Source organism: Sphingomonas sp. ABOLE, from assembly GCF_003950455.1.
GTDB classification, from domain to species: Bacteria; Pseudomonadota; Alphaproteobacteria; order Sphingomonadales; family Sphingomonadaceae; genus Sphingomonas; species Sphingomonas trueperi.
In genome coordinates this window covers 47,663-63,221 of sequence record NZ_QQWY01000028.1, presented here as the reverse complement: position 1 = coordinate 63,221, position 15,559 = coordinate 47,663, and the positions used below count along the sequence as shown (strand labels likewise).

Here is a 15,559-nt window from a genome sequence, read left to right as displayed (position 1 = left end):
AAAAAGAAGAGAAAAGAAAAAAAGAAAAAGAAAGAAAAAAAGAAAAGAAGAAAAAAAAAAAGAAAAAAAAGAAAAAAAAAAAAAAGAAAAAATAGAGAAAGAAGCAGAAGAAGGCAAACGAGAACAAGAAAAGAAAAGTGGGATAGGAGATGAGTATAAGAGAAAGGTCTCGTACGTACACGGATAGAACGACGGAAAGAAGGGCATGGGGATGATCATGCTGATAATGAACGGCTGCGCTCCCACCGAGTATGCGCTGAACCGAACGGTGCAGACGAGCGCCACCGCGGCCTTCGTCCAGACCTCGCACGCGGCCACCGCCGTGTTCGACTCACGCAGCGGCGCCACGACACTGACGCCGGCCCAGGCGCGTACCACCCTCACCGACGCCCTGCAGCATCGCAAGGCCGAGGGGGCGAATGTCTATGCCGCTCTCGGGGCGCTGTCGCAGTCCTTGACCGAGCAGGTGGCCAGCTATGGTTCGCTGAGCAAGGTGCCGGCGCGCGCGAGCTCGAACATCCGCAACGACATGTATCTCGTGCTGGATACCAGCAAGCTCGCGACCAAGAAGCCGGAGGGGTTCAAGCCGGAAGAGCTGAAGGCGCTGAAGGCCTATCAGGACAGCCTGGAGAGCGGCACGCGCTTCATTCCGCTGTGGGTGAAGATCGTCGTCGCGCTGGCGCTGGGCCTGGGCACGATGATCGGCTGGAAGCGGATCGTCGTCACCGTCGGCGAGAAGATCGGCAAGCAGCACATGACCTATGGCATGGGTGCCGCCGCCGAGATCGTCGCCGCCGCGACGATCATGGGCGCCGATCATCTCGGCGTGCCGGTGTCGACCACCCACATCCTGTCGTCGGGCGTGGCAGGCGCCTCGGTCGGCAGCGGTTCCGGGCTGCAGGCGCGGACGATCCGCAACATGGCGCTGGCCTGGCTGATGACGCTGCCCGCGGCGATGCTGCTCTCGGGCGGGCTCTACTGGCTGATGCTCACCGGCATCCGCCTCTTCGGCATCCACTGATCGGAAGGGCGGGACGCACGTCCCGCCCTTTTCGCATCAGCCGCGCAGCAGATCGTGCGCGGCGAGGTGCAGGCCGGCCCGGACCCCGCTGGTATCGGCGCGGAGATCCGCCTTCACATGCTCGACGGGGTTGTAAGCAGCGACCAGCACGCCCGCGAGCAGGCTGAAGACGGCCGCATAGACCAGACGCTTGATGGGCGATTCGCGCATATCCGACTCCCTTTTTCCGGTGCTGCGATTGCGGGGGTTCGATACCGCGGCGAAACTGACGCCCGGCTGAACGCGGCTTGACCCGCGCGATAACTGGCCCGAGGGAGGCGGCCGGAGGATCGCACATGGCCCATGCCGCCACGCCCGCCTCCCACCGCCGCATCCTGTTCGCGAGCCTGGTGGGGACGTCGGTCGAGTTCTACGATTTCTACATCTATGCCACCGCGACGGCGCTCGTGTTCGGCCCGCTGTTCTTCCCGGCGCAGGAGCCGTGGCTGCAGCAGGTCGCGGCCTATGCGAGCTTCAGCGTCGCCTTTTTCGCGCGACCGCTGGGCGGGCTGGTGTTCGGCCATTTCGGCGACCGGCTGGGGCGCAAGTCGACCTTGGTCGCCTCGCTGATGCTGATGGGTGCCTCCACCGTGCTGATCGGGTGCCTGCCCGGCCATGCGATGATCGGCTGGGTGGCGCCGCTGCTGCTCTGCCTGCTCCGCTTCGGACAGGGGCTGGGGCTGGGCGGCGAATGGGGCGGGGCGAGCCTGCTGGCGGTGGAATATGCCCCCAAGGGCTGGGCGTACCGCTATGGCAGTTTCCCACCGCTCGGCGCGCCGGTGGGCTTCATCGCCGCCAACGGGCTGTTCCTGCTGCTCGGCGCCTTCCTCACCGAGGATGCGTTCCGCGACTGGGGCTGGCGCCTGCCGTTCCTCGCGAGCGCGGTGCTGGTCGGCCTCGGGCTATGGGTGCGCCTGCGCATCGCGGAAACGCCCGCCTTCGTCGAGGCGGCCGAACATGCCCCGCCACCGCAGGTGCCGCTGGGTGTTCTGCTCCGCAACCATCTCGGTGCGACGCTGGCGGGGACGCTCGGCACCGTTGCCTGTTTTGCGCTGTTCTACGTCGCCACGCTGTTTGCGATCGGCTTCGGTACAAAGACGCTCGGCTATCCGCGCGAAGCCTTTCTCGGCGCAGAGCTGGCCGCGATCCTGTTCATGGCGCTGGGCATCGGCGTCGCCGGCTGGCTGGCGGACAAGCGCGGCGCGACCCTGGTACTGGCGCTCGGCTGCATCGCGATGGTGCCGCTGGGGCTGGCGATGCCCGTGCTGCTGGTGCCGGGCTCGCTGCTCGCGGTGTTCGTCTGGCTCGCCGCGGGGCTGTTCGTGATGGGCTTCGTCTACGGGCCGCTCGGCGGCTGGCTGCCCAGCCTGTTCCCGGCGCAGGTCCGCTACACGGGTGTTTCAGTGACCTTCAACCTGGGCGGCATTCTCGGTGGCGGGCTCACCCCGCTGATCGCGCAGACCCTGGTCGAGCGCGGCGGGATCGGCATGGTCGGCTGGTATCTTGCAGGGGCCGCCGGGCTCAGCCTGATCGGGCTGCTGCTCACCCGGCGGCGCTGATCCTTCAGGCGGGGCGAAGCAGGGTCAGCTTCGCCTTGCCATAGACGCGGTCGGCATCGACCACGAAGCCGGCAAGCTCGACATCCTCGGTCTTGCCCGTCTCGATGCTGATCCAGGTGCCCGGGCCGGTCCAGCCGAGCCGCGCCAGCTTGTCGAGCGCGACGATGCCGGCGCCGGTGCCATAGGGCGGGTCCATCAGGATCAGGTCGAGCGGCGCGCGGGCAGGGCCCAGCGCCATCACCGAGCCCGGGCGGACATCGGTGCCCTTGGCGCCCAACTTGGCGATGTTGGCCTTGAGCGCATCGAGCGCGGCGCGGTCCTGCTCGACGAACAGGCACGAGGCGGCACCGCGCGACAGTGCTTCCAGCCCGAGCGCGCCCGATCCGGCGAAGAAATCGCCCACTGCGAGCTCGTCGAAGCTGCCGAGCCGCGAGGCGAGCATCGAGAACAGCGCCTCGCGGGTGCGATCGGCGGTGGGGCGGGTGGTGTCGCCCTTGGGCGCGGCGAGCGGGCGGCCGCGCCAGTCTCCAGCGATGATCCGCATCAGCTGCGCCCCCGCGGCGGACGGCCGGGACCGCCGGGCCGTTGCGGGCGATTGCCCCCGCCGCTGCCGCCAGGCCGCGGCGTGCGCGGACGTTCGGACGTGGTACCACCGCCGGGACGCGGTGTGCGAGGGCCGCGCGGGCGCTCGCCCTCGTCGCCGCCGAACCGCGACGGGCGTGGTGCTCGGTTGCGGTCGGCTCCGTCGCCGCGCGGCTCTGCGCCCCGCGGCCCACGCGGCCGTTCGCCGTCATTTCCGCCGAACCGAGCGGGCCGCGGCCCGCGACTGCGTTCGGCCGAGTCGCTGTCAACTCGGGCTGTCCGCGGGCCTCGAGAACGATCCCCGTCGGCACCGCCGAAGCGCGACGGGCCGGCGGGACGACCGCTCTCGCCACCGCGCGACCAAGTCCGCTCGCCGTCCCGCGGCGTGCGCGGGCGCTCGGCACCCTGCTCGCCGCGCGCATCACGGCGGCCACGGGGCCGATCGACCAGATCGCCAGCGCGCGGCTCGCGGGTGTCGCGGAAGGACTTGGCGCGGGCGGCACGCGCGGGCTTGCCGACACCGCCCTCGCTGCCTTCGCGGACGCCGAGCCGCCCGCCGGTGCGCGGCCGTTCCTCGCCGTCCTTGGGCTTGGCCTTGGGGGTGGCGCGGGCGGTGAATACCGGTCCTTTTGCCACGGGGGCGGGCTTGGCGATGCGGCGACGCCCTTGGGGTTCGACCTTGGCAGGCTTCTCGACCGGCTCGATCGCGCGCTGGCGGGTGGCGAACTGCAGGTTGGACGCCGCCTTGCCGCCGCCGGCTTTGCCCAGCACGGTGCGGAAGGTGATCAGATCGGCCTGGCGGATCTCGTCGACATCGCCCGTGGGAAGATCGTTCAAGTAGAAGGGGCCATAGCGGGTGCGGATCAGCCGGCTGACCTGGAGCCCGAGGAATTCGAGGACGTTGCGGACTTCGCGGTTCTTGCCCTCGGTCAGCGTCAACTCGATCCAGAGATTGGCGCCGGTCCGCCGCTCGATATTGGCGTTGATCGGGCCGTAGCGGACGCCCTCGATCTCGATGCCGAGCATCAGGTCCTCGAGCTGCTCCTGGCTCACCTGGCCATAGGCGCGGGCGCGATAGGTGCGTTCGACGCCGCTTGCCGGCAGCTCCATCTCGCGCTTGAGCTCGCCATCGGTGGTGAGCAGCAGCAGGCCTTCGGTGTTGAGGTCGAGTCGGCCGACCGGCATCACCCGCGGCAGCCCCTCGGGCATCCGATCGTAGATGGTCGGGCGGCCGGTGAAGTCGCGCTCGGCGGTGAGCAGGCCGGCGGCCTTGTGGTAGCGGAACAGCCGCGCAGGAGTCGCCGCGGCGACGGGATTGCCGTCGACGGTGACGCCGTGGAGCGAGGTGAGGATGGTCGCGGGGGTATCGAGGGTGGTGCCGTTGAGCGCGATGCGCCCCTCGGCGATCATCCGCTCGATCTCGCGCCGCGAGGCGATGCCGGCACGGGCGAGGAGCTTGGCGATACGCTGCGGCGTACCGGCGGTTTTGATAGGCTTGGAGTCAGACACCGCAGCGCTATAGCGATTTCGACGGTGCTGGCAAAAATATATACGGTGCCAGTTTGTGACTTGCGCGTTACGGGCTTTGCCAAGCGGTTGATTCGGGGGCGCAACTAGGATGCTGTTCGGAAGGAAGAAGCGGCGGATCGAACATCTGCTCGTCGTCGAGGACGAGCCGCTGGTGGCGTTCGATACCGAGCATTTCCTCCGCGAGTCGGGTTTCACCATCGTCGCGACCGTCGACTCGGTGGCGGATGCGACCCGGATCGTCGATACCCATGAGGTGCTGGATCTGGTGCTGGCCGACATCAACCTGGCAGATGGGAGCGGGATCGAGGTGGCGCGCAATGCTTTCGCGCGCGGGGTGCCGGTGCTGTTCGTGACCGGCGCCTGCCCGGCGGATGCGCGGGCGCTCGCGGCGGGATGCCTCGCCAAACCCTATGCGCAGCGCGACTTGGTGCTGGCGATCAATGCGATCGAGGCGGTGCTGGAAGGCGGCAAGATACCGCGCCGCCTGCCCAGCAGTTTCAACCTGTTCCTGGGCGGCTGACGCCGATCAGTGGACGAACAGCGTCACGACCACCCCGGCCCAGGCGAACACCGAGGCGAGCACCGCGAGGTTCGCGACCATTTCCTGCGGCGAGGCCTGCTTGGCGGATGCGGCGGCGCGGGTGCGGGTACGGGACATGGCGAACTCCTTTGTCGATCCCGGCGTTATAGCACCCCTTCCTGAACAGAAGCCTGACCGAAGGGGCGAGTCGCACCGATCACCGGCATGTTGTCGCACGAAACCCACGCATCGACCGCATCGTGGAAAACGCGGACCCCCTGTTCGAGCTGGCCGAGCGTCACCTGCTCGATCGCGCCCGCTTCGAGGCCCTGCTGGGCGAGCGCGCAAGCCCGGAAATCCTCGGATGCGAACACCCCGCCGTCGAGCAACTGCCAGCTGCGCTCCCAATGGTCGCGGGCCTTGTCGGTGGCGGGGGCCTCGGGGATCAGCATGAAGTCCTCGACCCAGACCTCGTCCACCGCGCGCGGCATCAGCACCATCAGGTTGATGTAATCGGGGCTTACGGCGAGCACGGCGCCGGGAAACATCTGGTAGGTATAGGTGATCGCACCGCGCAGGGTGGGCCAGTCCTCCGACTCGAGTGCGGCGATGCTCGCGGCACGTCCCACCGCCGAGCGCTGGTGCGGCCCGATGCGGTCGGCGGCGGAGACGCCGTCCTGGAAGAAGGGGGCGATGCTGCCGGCGTGGAGGCGCTGGATATGGTAGCTCTCCAGGAAGGCGTCCATCACCAGCTTCCAATTGGCCGGCACGCGGTGGGTGCGCCGGCGGAAGCAATGCTGGCCCGCAAGATCGAACGCGGCGAAATCCTCCGCCAGCGTGCCGGCATGGGTGAAATCGGCGGCTTCGTCGAAGGCGAACCAGATCAGCCCGCCGGCCTCGTGGGTGGGCAGGCGGCGCAGCGCGAACGCGGCCCTGTCGAGGCCGGGAAACGCCTCGGCCCGGGGTATCCCGGCGAGGCGGCCGTCGAGCGTGTAGCTCCAGGCGTGATAGGGGCAGACGAGGCGGGGGGCGGTGACCGCGTCGCACCCTTCCACCAGCCGCGTGCCGCGATGGCGGCAGACGTTGAGGAAGACATGCGCCGCGCCCTGCTTGTCGCGCGTGATCAGCAGCGGCTTGCCGAAACCGTCGTGCGGGACGGCCATACCGGGCTCGGGCAGCAAGGCTGAGGGCGCGAGGACGAGCGGAGCGCGATCGAAGATACGCGCGCGCTCGGCGGCGAAGCGTTCGGAGCTGGTATAAACGCTCGCGTCGACGTGCCTTATCGGGCCCGCACCGACGTCGCCGCCTTGCGCCAGCATCGCCGCCAGCGCGCGCTGGCCCTGGGTCGGTGCGTTCATGGCTATCCTCTCCCGAATTTTCGGCTAGTTTCGCGCCTCCATGCCGAACCAACAAGCCCCCATCGCGGCGAACGACCGCGCCAGCACCTTCTATGTCCTCGCCCAGGCGGCGCTTGTCGCAGGGCTCTTGCTGCTGGCGGTGCCTTGGGTGCGCATCGGCGGCGCGGTACTGCCGGGCTATGGCTTCGCGGCGGGCTGGAGCGACGGCGCCGCCAAGCTCGCGCCGTCGATGACCTTCCTGCTCGGCCTGCTCGCGCTGGGCGCAACGCTGGTGCTGAGCATCGCCTGGCGCCGTCGGGGCGGGGCGAGCCTGCTCGTCGCCGGAAGCCTCGTCGGCGCGGCGCTGCTGGCGCTCGCGGTGCTGTTCACGCTGTTCTCGCCGCCCAAGTCGCTGGTGGGGGCGCCGCTCTCGCTCGACTGGGGCGGCGGCGCTGCGCTCGCGGCGTTCGTCGCGGCATTCCTCCTCGCCAAAACGGCGGCGCCGGCGGACTGGCGCGCGGACCTGCCCGAGGGTGTGCGGCCCTATTTCGCAAAGGGGCCGCTCGCCTCCTTCGCGCTCGGCGTCTCGTCGGGCTTCCCGTTCGCGATGATCGGAGCGACCCTCACCACGCGGCTTGCGCAGACCGGCATCGACAAGTCGACCGTCACCGCGTTCACGCTCGCCATCCTCGTCTACAACTTCAAGTTCCTCTGGGCGTGGATCGTCGACAGCGTGCCGATCCCGGTCCTCGGGCGACTGGGCCAGCGCGTCTCGTGGCTCATCGTGGCCGGCCTGCTGGTGGTCGCGGCGACCATCAACCTCGCGCTGGTCGTGCCCGATCCGGCGAACATCTGGCCGACGGTCACCGCGGCGGTGCTGATGGGCGCGGCGGGCGCCACCTATGACATCGTCATCGACGGCTACCGCATCGAAGTGCTCCAGCCGCACGAGCTCGGCTATGGCTCGGGCATGTCGCAATATGGCTGGCGGATCGGCTCGGTTGCGGCGGGTGCGATCGCGCTGGTCGTGGCGGGGCAGGCGGGCTGGACCGCAGGTTATGCCGCCTGCGCCGTGTTCGCGCTGCCCGCGATCCTCACCGGCCTGATCGTCGGCGAGCCCGCGCGGCACCGCGCGCCTGCCGAGCGGCGCAGCATCGCGACGGTGGCGCGAGGCATCTGGGGACCGTTCGTCCAGTTCTTCGCTCGCGAGGGCGCGCTGATCGTGCTGCTGTTCATTCTGGTCCACAAGATCGGCGACACGCTGGCCAACCTCACCTTCCGGCTGCTGTTCAACGATCTCGGCTTTTCCAATGACGAGATCGCCTTCTACGACGTGTCGCTGGGCTTCCTCGCGTACATGCTCGGCATCTTCCTCGGCGGCGTGCTGTATGCGCGGATGGGGATGAAGCGATCGGTGATGCTGAGCCTGATCCTGATGGCCGTCTCCAACCTCAGCTTCGCGGCGCTCGCGGCGGCGGGGCATTCCAACCTCGGACTGGCGGGCGCGATCGGCTTCGAGAACATCGCCAGCGGCGTCGGCGGGGTGGTGGTGATCGCCTATTTCTCGGCGCTGACCGACCTGCGCTTCACCGCGTCGCAATATGCGCTGATCTCGGCGGGCGCGAGCATCGTCGGCCGGTTCATCACCGGCACGACGGCGGGCAGCCTGATCGAGGCGATGGGCTATGCGAATTTCTACCTGTTCACCACCGTCATCGCGCTGCCGGGCGTCGCGCTCTACTGGTGGATGATGCGCAGCGGGCTGGTCGACCGCTCGATCGGCAGCGCGGGCCAGGCGCGCTAGGCGCTCACGGCTCCAGCGGCAGCGCCAGGTCGGCGAAGCTCTGCGCCAGCGCGTGCGCGGTCGGCAGCAGGCCGGTGGCGTCGCGCACGCCGATCAGGTCGGCGAGCAGCAGCGCGGCGGCGTGCGGGTTGGTGCGGACCTTGCCCAGCGCGCCGATCAGCGCCGCCTCGGACGCGGTCATGCGCGGGCAGCACCAAGGGGCAATCTGCACCGGGCCCGTGGCCATGGCCGACATCTCGTGCATCAGCGCGCGGAGCAGCATCAGCGGCCGACGAAAACCCTTGCCGAACGCGACCAGGAAGGCGTGCGCGGTGCTGGCGTCGTGCAGTCCGTTGCCGCCGGTCTGGCGGACGCCGAACAGCAGCAGCCGCACGCCCGGATCCTCGGGCTGGAGCTGGGGCAGGGCGGTGACGAGGGTCTGGACGGACGGCTGCATGTGATTCTCCGATGGGCGTCGGAGCAATCATCGCATTCTGTTATTAATAGTCAATCGCAATAAGGCAGGTTGCGGCGTCAGTCGGGCAATTCGCCGTTCGCCTCCAGCACCACGCCCGCCAGATAGAGCGAGCCGAGGATGAGGACGGCGCTCGGCGTGGCTCCCGCGATGCGTGCTGCAATGAGGTGGAGCGCGGCGGGAACGTTCTCGGCGGTACCGGTAACGGGCACCCCAAGCCGCGCGACCAGCGCCGCAAGCTCGGCAGGTGCATGATGGGCATGGCCGGGGACGGGCACCGTGGTCACGCTCGCCAGCCGGCCGGCGAGGGGGGCGATCAGGCCCTCCGGGTCCTTGTTGGCGAGCATGCCCAGCACGAGGTGGCAGGGGCGGTCGGCAGCAACCGCGGCCACCGTTCCCGCGATCGCAGCGCCCGCGGCGGCGTTGTGGCCGCCGTCGAGCCAGACCGGCGTGCCGGCCGGGAGCAGCGCGGTCAGCGGGCCCTCGCCAAGCCGCTGCATCCGCGCCGGCCAGAGGGCGCCGGTCGCCGCAGCGGCGAGCGCGGTATCGGGGATGGCGACCGCGTTCTGGTGGCGCAGCATCGCGATCGCGAGCGCGAGATTGCCGGGCTGGTGCGGGCCGGACAGCGTCGGCAGCGGCGTTGTCACCGCGCCGTTTGCGTCGCGGTAGGTGAGCTGGTCGCCCTCCACCGCATAGTCCCATGCCGCGCCCTGGGCGAGCACCGGCACGCCCGCAGCGGCCACCACTTCGGCGATCTCGGGAGCATAGCGCATCGTCACCAGCGGCACGCCCGGCTTGGCGATGCCGGCCTTCTCGCGCGCGATCTGCGGCAGCGTGTCGCCGAGGAACGCCTGATGGTCGATGCCGAGCTGCGCGATGCCGGTGGCGATCGGCGCGGGAACCACGTTGGTGGCGTCCAGCCGCCCGCCCAGTCCGACTTCGATCACGCAGGCATCGGCCGGCGTACGCGCGAAGGCAAGGAAGGCGGCGGCGGTCGTGACTTCGAAGAAGCTCGCGCCGATGTGGCCGCCGGCGTCGAGCACCTCGGCGAGCAGCGGGGCGAGAGCGTCGTCGTCGATCAGCGTGCCGGCGAGGCGGATCCGCTCGTTGAAGCGGACGAGGTGCGGGCTGGAATAGACATGGACGCGCAGGCCGGCGGCTTCGAGCGCGGCGCGGAGGAAGGCGCAGGTGGAGCCTTTGCCGTTGGTCCCGGCGACATGCAGCACCGGCGGCAGGCGGAGATGCGGGTTGCCGACGCGCTCCAGCAGCCGGGTGATCCGCTCGAGACCAAGGATGTCGGCGCCGGGGGAGAGCAGGGTCAGCCGGTCGAGCTGGCGCTGGACCGCAGGGTTTTTGGAAATAGCGAAGTCTGCCATGGCACACTTTTAAGCCCCTCCTCGTTTGAGGAGGGGTTGGGGTGGAGGGATTCCAGTACGAACATTGGTCTCGGTGAGACACGGCCCCACCCCAACCCCGCATCAGGTGAACAGCGCCCCGCGCTGTTCAGGTGCTGCCCGGGGCGCAGCACCGACCTGATGCGCCTGAAGGGGAGGGGCTAGAGTGAAGCATTACGCCGCCGCGCGCGCCTCGCAGAGCAGGCCGATCAGCTGGCCGAGCGTGTCGCGCAGGTCGCGGCGGTGCGTCACCATGTCGACCAGGCCGTGGTCGCGATAATATTCGCTGGTCTGGAAGTCGTCGGGCAGCTTCTCGCGGATCGTGTTCTCGATCACGCGGCGGCCGGTGAAGGCGAGGGTGGCGCCCGGCTCGGCGATCTGGACGTCGCCCAGCATCGCATAGGCCGCCATCACCCCGCCCGAGGTCGGATCGGTCAGCACGACGATGTAGGGCAGGCCGGCATCGTGGAGCATCTCGATCGCCACGGTGGTGCGGGGCATCTGCATCAGGCTGAGAATGCCTTCCTGCATGCGGGCGCCGCCCGAGGCGGTGAACACGATATAGGGCGCCCGCGCCGCGATCGCGGTCTCCACACCGGCGATGAACGCCTCGCCGACGGCCTGGCCCATCGATCCGCCCATGAAGGCGAAGTCCTGCACGCCGATCACCGCCTTGTGGCCGTGGATCGTGCCGCTGGCGTTCTGGAACGCGTCCTGCTCACCGGTGCTCGCCCGCGCTGCCTTGATCCGTGCCGTATAGGGCTTGGAGTCGCGGAACTTCAGCGGGTCCTCGGCGACCTTGGGGCTGGGCAGCAGGGTGAACTTGCCCTCGTCGAACAGCTGCTCGAACCGCTTGGTCGCGCCGATGCGATCGTGGAAATCGCAATGCGGGCAGACATTCTGGTTCTCCTCGAATTCCTTCATGAAGACCATCTGTCCGCATCCCTTGCACTTGTGCCAGAGATTGTCGGGGCTCTCCTCGCCACGGGTGGTGACATAGGCGAGCGCGTTGCGGACGCGCGTAATCCAGCTCATGCGACTTCCTTGCGTGCGGCGACCAGCGCCGTCTTCAGCGTAGCGATATAGGCACGGACGGGCTCCGCCGCATCCGCGCCGTGGCGGCCGACCAGCTCGACGATCGCGCTGCCCACGACGACCCCATCGGCAACGCGGCCGATGGCGGCGGCCTGTTCGGGAGTGCGGACGCCGAAGCCCACCGCGATCGGCAGGTCGGTCGCGGCCTTGAGGCGGGCGACCGCCGCTTCGATCGAGGCCGTGGCGGCCTGCTGCAGCCCGGTGATCCCGGCGACCGAGACATAATAGAGGAACCCCGAGGCGCCCTCCAGCACCGCCGGCAGCCGTACCGCATCGGTGGTGGGCGTGGCGAGGCGGACATTGCCGAGCCCGGCGGCGCGGAGCGCTTCGCCCAGGCTGTCGTCTTCCTCGGCGGGAATGTCGACGCAGATCACGCCGTCGACGCCGGCGTCGCGGGCGGCATTGGCGAACCATTCGGGCCCGCGGCGCGTCATCGGGTTGGCATAGCCCATCAGCACCAGCGGCACGTCCGGATGGCGCGCGCGGAACGCGGCGGCGACGGCGAGCACGTCCGCCGTGGTGGTGCCGGCGGCGAGGCTGCGCAGGTTCGCCGCCTGGATCGCCGGGCCGTCCGCCATCGGATCGGTGAACGGCATGCCGAGCTCGATCACGTCGGCGCCGCCCGCGACGAGCGCGTCGAGGATCGCCGCGGTCGCGCCCGGCGTCGGATCGCCGGCGGTGACGAAGGTCACCAGCGCGGCGCGACCCTGATCGGCGGCGCGGGCAAAGGCGTTGGCGAGCCGGGTCACATCTTCACTCCCAGGGCATCGGCCACCGTGAAGATGTCCTTGTCGCCGCGACCGCAGAGGTTGGCGAGGATCACCTTGTCGCGCGGCATCGTGCGGGCGACCCTGGCGACCGCGGCGATCGCATGGCTCGGCTCGAGCGCGGGGATGATACCCTCGGTGCGGCAGAGCAGCTGGAAGGCGTCGAGCGCCTCGGTGTCGGTCACCGCCGTATAGTCGACGCGGCCGATGTCGCGCAGCCAGGCGTGCTCGGGGCCGATGCCCGGATAGTCGAGCCCCGCCGAGATCGAATGCGCCTCGGTGATCTGGCCGTCCTCGTCCTGCAGCAGATAGGTGCGGTTGCCGTGGAGGATGCCCGGCGCGCCGCCGGCGAGGCTGGCGGCGTGGCGCTTGTCGAGCCCTTCGCCCGCAGCCTCGACGCCGAGCATCTTCACGTCCGCATCGTCGAGAAACGGATGAAACAACCCGATCGCGTTCGACCCGCCGCCGATCGCGGCGACCAGCAGGTCGGGCAGCTTGCCGGTGCGTGCCAGCATCTGCGCGCGCGCCTCGCGGCCGATCACCGACTGGAAGTCGCGGACCAGCTCCGGATAGGGGTGCGGGCCGGCGGCGGTGCCGATGATGTAGAAGGTGTCCTCGACGTTCGCGACCCAGTCGCGCAGGCCCTCGTTCATCGCGTCCTTGAGAGTCGCCGCGCCCGAGGTGACCGGCACCACTTCGGCGCCGAGCAGCTTCATCCGGAACACGTTGGGCTGCTGCCGCGCCACGTCGGTCGCACCCATGTAGATGACGCAGGGAAGGCCGAAGCGCGCGCAGACGGTGGCGGTGGCCACGCCGTGCTGGCCGGCGCCGGTCTCGGCGATGATCCGCGTCTTGCCCATGCGACGGGCGAGGAGGATCTGGCCGATGCAATTGTTGATCTTGTGCGCGCCGGTGTGGTTCAGCTCGTCGCGCTTGAACCAGACCTCCGCGCCCATGCCGTCGGGCGCGCTCTCGCGCAGCGCCTCGGTCAGCCGCTCGGCATAATAAAGCGGGCTGGGGCGACCGACATAATGTTCGAGCAAATCGTCGAACTCGGCCTGGAAGGCGGGATCGGCCTTGGCGGCGGTATATTCGCGCTCCAGGTCGAGGATCAGCGGCATCAGCGTCTCGGCGACGAAGCGTCCGCCGAACTGGCCGAAATGCCCGCGGTCGTCGGGCTGGGCGCGGAAGGAGTTGGGTGCGTTCATGATCGGGCCACGGCTTTAAGGAAAGCGGCGATCTTGTCCACATCCTTGATGCCCGGCGCGGCCTCGATGCCCGAAGAGACATCCACCAGGCGGGCACCGGTGACGCGGATCGCCTCGCTGACATTGCCGGCGTCGAGCCCGCCGGAGAGGATCCAGGGCAGCGGGTGGGCGAAGCCGTCGAGCAGGGTCCAGTCGAAGCGCAGCCCGGTGCCGCCGGGGACCTTGGCGCCTTCGGGGGCCTTGGCGTCGTAGAGCAGCCAGTCGGCGGCGCCGCGAAAGGCAGCGGCGGGGACGAGATCGGCGCGGGTCTTCACCGCGAGCGCGGCCCAGGTCTCGCGGCCGGTGCGCGCCTTCACGGCGGCGGCGCGCTCGGGGCTGACCTTGTGGAGCTGGATCACGTCCAGCCGCCCGGCGGCAATCGCCGCGTCGAGCAGCGCATCGTCGGGATCGACGAACACGCCGACGCGGGCGACATGCCCCGGCACGCGCGCGGCAAGGCCCTGCGCCTTGTCGAGGCTCAGGTGGCGCGGGCTGGGCGGGAAGAAGACGAAGCCGATATGACTGGCCCCATCGGCTACGGCGGCGTCGAGCGTCTCGAGCGTGGACAGGCCACAGATTTTCGCGGTTGCGGGCATCGCTGCCCTGTAGGCGCTAGACCAGCTTCTTGGCCAGCACCGTCATGAACAGCGGCGGATCCAGCGGGATCGGGAAGTCGCAGCGCGCGCCGGTTTCGGCATAGCCGCGGCGCACATAGTAATCGATCAGCTTGCGGCGTTGCTCGATCACCGTCATCTCCATCCGCGTGCAGTCAAGGACGGTGCGGGCATGCGCCTCGGCGGCGGCGATCAGCTGGCGGCCGAGCCCCGCGTCCTGGCGCAGCGGATCGATGCAGAGCAGGCCCAGATAGGCCGTCCCGCCGCCCCGGTTCGCGACGTTGACGCAGCCGATCGCAGTCTCACCTTCCCAGGCGCCGAGCAGCACCTGCGCCGGATCTTCGACGATGGCGTTGAGGGTCGGCAGATCGGTGCGCGGGCCCTCGATCAGGTCGGCCTCGTGCGTCCAGCCCTGGCGGGCGGTTTCGCCGCGATAGGCGCGCTCGATCACGGGGTGGATCGCCGGCAGGTCGGCAGTGGTGGCGGGGCGGATGGTAGGAGCCATGGTCCCCTTGGGGGAGGGAGGGGACCCGCTGCCGGAGGCAGTGGGGAGGGTGAGGGGGGCCTTGCGGCGAGTTACAAGGTCGACGCGATCGCTCGCGCGGCCGCGTCCGGATCCTCGGCCTGGGTGATCGGCCGCCCGATCACCAGGATCGACGCCCCGGCATCGACCGCGCTGCGCGGCGTGACCACGCGCTTCTGGTCGCCGACATGCGCATCGGCAGGCCGTACACCGGGAACGACGAAGAAGCCGTCCTTCCACGCCGCATGCGCCGCCTTCACCTCTTCGCCCGAGCAGACGATGCCGTCGACACCCGCTGAACGGGCGAGCTCGGCGAGCCGCATCACCTGCTCGTGCGGATCGGGCTTGAGGCCGATCGACGTCATGTCGTTGCCGTCGAGGCTGGTCAGCATCGTCACCGCGACGACCTTGGTGCCCTCGGGCGCGGCCGCCTTGGCGTCCTCCAGCATCGCCCGGCCGCCGGCGGCATGCACCGTCAGGATCGCCGGATTGAGCGGCCGCAGCGCCTGGATCGCCTTGGCGACGGTGTTGGGAATGTCGTGAAACTTGAGGTCGAGGAAGATCGGCACGCCGATCTCGGCCATCTCGTGCACGCCGTGGCGGCCGTTCGCCATGAAGAATTCAAGGCCCAGCTTGATCCCGCCGACATGGTGGCGGACCTTCTGGGCGAGCGCCTTGGCCTTTTCCAGCTCGGGCGTGTCGAGCGCGACATAGATGCGGCTGCTCATGCGCGCGGCTCCTCGATGGCGACGGGCTCGGCAACCGGCTCGAAGCGCGGGGCGGGGGTGGCGGGGATGGCGCGCAGGTCGGCGAGCGCCCGCTCCAGCCCGGCGAAGCGCTGCCGCATCCGCCAGCGCAGCGTCTGATAGGCGACCAGCATCGGCAGGAAGCCGGCGAGGAACACGACGATCAGCAAGAGCGGCAGGCTGATATCGGCGACGAGACCGCCCCAGAGCTGGATGCTCACGCGCTGCTCACCATTGTAGATCACGAACCCGGCGATCACGCCGCCGAGCAGGAGCCACAACAGCACCTTCAGAAACCGCATTCCGCTCCCTTCCTGGCAAATTCTG

Annotated in this window: 18 protein-coding genes and 1 pseudogene; 5 read left to right on the top strand and 14 right to left on the bottom strand. The window is 69.2% G+C overall.

From position 1 onward, the window contains the following. Positions 1-187, top strand: a 187-nt coding sequence (locus CA234_RS25005; protein WP_241213548.1) for a hypothetical protein, incomplete at its 5' end; no start/stop codon positions are given. Between the two features lie 12 nt (positions 188-199). Continuing rightward, positions 200-1,021, top strand: a pseudogene (locus CA234_RS16620) (inorganic phosphate transporter); the annotation flags it as partial. Positions 1,022-1,057: 36 nt separating this feature from the next. Here CA234_RS16620 and CA234_RS24425 read toward each other — a convergent pair. Beyond that, a complete protein-coding gene (locus CA234_RS24425) occupies positions 1,058-1,231 on the bottom strand; it encodes a hypothetical protein (RefSeq protein WP_164521852.1) in 174 nt (57 codons plus the stop codon). 125 nt (positions 1,232-1,356) lie between these two features. Between CA234_RS24425 and CA234_RS16615 the strand changes: the two genes are divergently transcribed. After that, complete coding sequence (locus CA234_RS16615; protein ID WP_126002280.1) at positions 1,357-2,619, top strand: MFS transporter; 1,263 nt, start codon at positions 1,357-1,359, stop codon at positions 2,617-2,619. Positions 2,620-2,623: 4 nt separating this feature from the next. On the opposite strand, the gene rsmD is transcribed toward CA234_RS16615, so the two are convergent. After that, positions 2,624-3,163 carry a 16S rRNA (guanine(966)-N(2))-methyltransferase RsmD gene (gene rsmD, locus CA234_RS16610; protein WP_084583171.1) on the bottom strand — a complete coding sequence of 180 codons (540 nt, stop codon included), beginning with the start codon at positions 3,161-3,163 and terminating at the stop codon, positions 2,624-2,626. Further along, entirely contained in the window at positions 3,163-4,710 is a 1,548-nt protein-coding gene (locus CA234_RS16605; RefSeq protein ID WP_126002279.1) for a pseudouridine synthase, read from the bottom strand. Before CA234_RS16605 ends, rsmD begins: the two co-directional genes overlap by 1 nt. Positions 4,711-4,819: 109 nt before the next feature. On the opposite strand from CA234_RS16605, the gene CA234_RS16600 reads away from it, so the two are divergent. Continuing rightward, the gene (locus tag CA234_RS16600) at positions 4,820-5,251 is read left to right on the top strand and encodes a response regulator (protein ID WP_125977068.1); all 432 of its coding nucleotides are present in this window, start codon (positions 4,820-4,822) and stop codon (positions 5,249-5,251) included. 6 nt (positions 5,252-5,257) lie between these two features. Here CA234_RS16600 and CA234_RS25265 read toward each other — a convergent pair whose 3' ends face one another. Together CA234_RS25265 and CA234_RS16595 are read right to left on the bottom strand one after the other, a co-directional pair. After that, positions 5,258-5,389, bottom strand: a complete 132-nt coding sequence (locus CA234_RS25265) for a hypothetical protein (RefSeq protein WP_277600116.1) — start codon at positions 5,387-5,389, stop codon at positions 5,258-5,260. 26 nt (positions 5,390-5,415) lie between these two features. Beyond that, entirely contained in the window at positions 5,416-6,609 is a 1,194-nt protein-coding gene (locus CA234_RS16595; protein WP_126002278.1) for an aromatic ring-hydroxylating dioxygenase subunit alpha, read from the bottom strand. Between the two features lie 502 nt (positions 6,610-7,111). On the opposite strand from CA234_RS16595, the gene CA234_RS16590 reads away from it, so the two are divergent. After that, positions 7,112-8,392: an MFS transporter gene (locus CA234_RS16590; protein WP_241213549.1), complete on the top strand. Its 1,281-nt coding sequence runs from the start codon at positions 7,112-7,114 to the stop codon at positions 8,390-8,392. A 4-nt stretch (positions 8,393-8,396) separates the two neighbouring features. Here the strand turns inward: CA234_RS16590 and CA234_RS16585 are convergent, their stop codons facing one another. From CA234_RS16585 to CA234_RS16545, 9 genes are all read right to left on the bottom strand, one after another. Then, on the bottom strand, positions 8,397-8,828 hold the full coding sequence (locus CA234_RS16585) for a DUF6628 family protein (RefSeq protein ID WP_125977066.1): 432 nt from the start codon (positions 8,826-8,828) through the stop codon (positions 8,397-8,399). Between the two features lie 77 nt (positions 8,829-8,905). Further along, positions 8,906-10,222, bottom strand: coding sequence for a folylpolyglutamate synthase/dihydrofolate synthase family protein (locus CA234_RS16580; protein ID WP_126002277.1), 1,317 nt, complete (start codon positions 10,220-10,222; stop codon positions 8,906-8,908). A 192-nt stretch (positions 10,223-10,414) separates the two neighbouring features. Beyond that, entirely contained in the window at positions 10,415-11,275 is an 861-nt protein-coding gene (gene accD / locus CA234_RS16575; protein WP_125977064.1) for an acetyl-CoA carboxylase, carboxyltransferase subunit beta, read from the bottom strand. Further along, positions 11,272-12,084 (bottom strand): tryptophan synthase subunit alpha, encoded by an 813-nt coding sequence (gene trpA / locus CA234_RS16570; RefSeq protein WP_126002276.1) that lies wholly within the window; start codon positions 12,082-12,084, stop codon positions 11,272-11,274. Before trpA ends, accD begins: the two co-directional genes overlap by 4 nt. Continuing rightward, positions 12,081-13,310 carry a tryptophan synthase subunit beta gene (trpB, locus tag CA234_RS16565; RefSeq protein WP_126002275.1) on the bottom strand — a complete coding sequence of 410 codons (1,230 nt, stop codon included), beginning with the start codon at positions 13,308-13,310 and terminating at the stop codon, positions 12,081-12,083. Before trpB ends, trpA begins: the two co-directional genes overlap by 4 nt. After that, on the bottom strand, positions 13,307-13,945 hold the full coding sequence (locus CA234_RS16560) for a phosphoribosylanthranilate isomerase (protein ID WP_126002274.1): 639 nt from the start codon (positions 13,943-13,945) through the stop codon (positions 13,307-13,309). Before CA234_RS16560 ends, trpB begins: the two co-directional genes overlap by 4 nt. A gap of 16 nt (positions 13,946-13,961) precedes the next feature. Continuing rightward, complete coding sequence (locus tag CA234_RS16555) at positions 13,962-14,468, bottom strand: GNAT family N-acetyltransferase (protein ID WP_125977060.1); 507 nt, start codon at positions 14,466-14,468, stop codon at positions 13,962-13,964. Between the two features lie 71 nt (positions 14,469-14,539). Further along, positions 14,540-15,214 carry an orotidine-5'-phosphate decarboxylase gene (gene pyrF, locus CA234_RS16550; RefSeq protein ID WP_126002273.1) on the bottom strand — a complete coding sequence of 225 codons (675 nt, stop codon included), beginning with the start codon at positions 15,212-15,214 and terminating at the stop codon, positions 14,540-14,542. After that, entirely contained in the window at positions 15,211-15,534 is a 324-nt protein-coding gene (locus CA234_RS16545; RefSeq protein WP_126002272.1) for a LapA family protein, read from the bottom strand. The genes pyrF and CA234_RS16545 overlap by 4 nt, the downstream gene beginning before the upstream one ends. Between the last annotated feature and the right edge of the window lie 25 nt (positions 15,535-15,559).

Coding starts and splice junctions, on each gene's coding strand:
- CA234_RS24425 (WP_164521852.1), bottom strand. CDS start 1,231: ATGCGCGAATCGCCCATCAAGCGTCTGGTCTATGCGGCCGTCTTCAGC.
- CA234_RS16615 (WP_126002280.1), top strand. CDS start 1,357: ATGGCCCATGCCGCCACGCCCGCCTCCCACCGCCGCATCCTGTTCGCG.
- rsmD (WP_084583171.1), bottom strand. CDS start 3,163: ATGCGGATCATCGCTGGAGACTGGCGCGGCCGCCCGCTCGCCGCGCCC.
- CA234_RS16600 (WP_125977068.1), top strand. CDS start 4,820: ATGCTGTTCGGAAGGAAGAAGCGGCGGATCGAACATCTGCTCGTCGTC.
- CA234_RS25265 (WP_277600116.1), bottom strand. CDS start 5,389: ATGTCCCGTACCCGCACCCGCGCCGCCGCATCCGCCAAGCAGGCCTCG.
- CA234_RS16595 (WP_126002278.1), bottom strand. CDS start 6,609: ATGAACGCACCGACCCAGGGCCAGCGCGCGCTGGCGGCGATGCTGGCG.
- CA234_RS16585 (WP_125977066.1), bottom strand. CDS start 8,828: ATGCAGCCGTCCGTCCAGACCCTCGTCACCGCCCTGCCCCAGCTCCAG.
- CA234_RS16580 (WP_126002277.1), bottom strand. CDS start 10,222: ATGGCAGACTTCGCTATTTCCAAAAACCCTGCGGTCCAGCGCCAGCTC.
- accD (WP_125977064.1), bottom strand. CDS start 11,275: ATGAGCTGGATTACGCGCGTCCGCAACGCGCTCGCCTATGTCACCACC.
- trpB (WP_126002275.1), bottom strand. CDS start 13,310: ATGAACGCACCCAACTCCTTCCGCGCCCAGCCCGACGACCGCGGGCAT.
- CA234_RS16560 (WP_126002274.1), bottom strand. CDS start 13,945: ATGCCCGCAACCGCGAAAATCTGTGGCCTGTCCACGCTCGAGACGCTC.
- CA234_RS16555 (WP_125977060.1), bottom strand. CDS start 14,468: ATGGCTCCTACCATCCGCCCCGCCACCACTGCCGACCTGCCGGCGATC.
- pyrF (WP_126002273.1), bottom strand. CDS start 15,214: ATGAGCAGCCGCATCTATGTCGCGCTCGACACGCCCGAGCTGGAAAAG.
- CA234_RS16545 (WP_126002272.1), bottom strand. CDS start 15,534: ATGCGGTTTCTGAAGGTGCTGTTGTGGCTCCTGCTCGGCGGCGTGATC.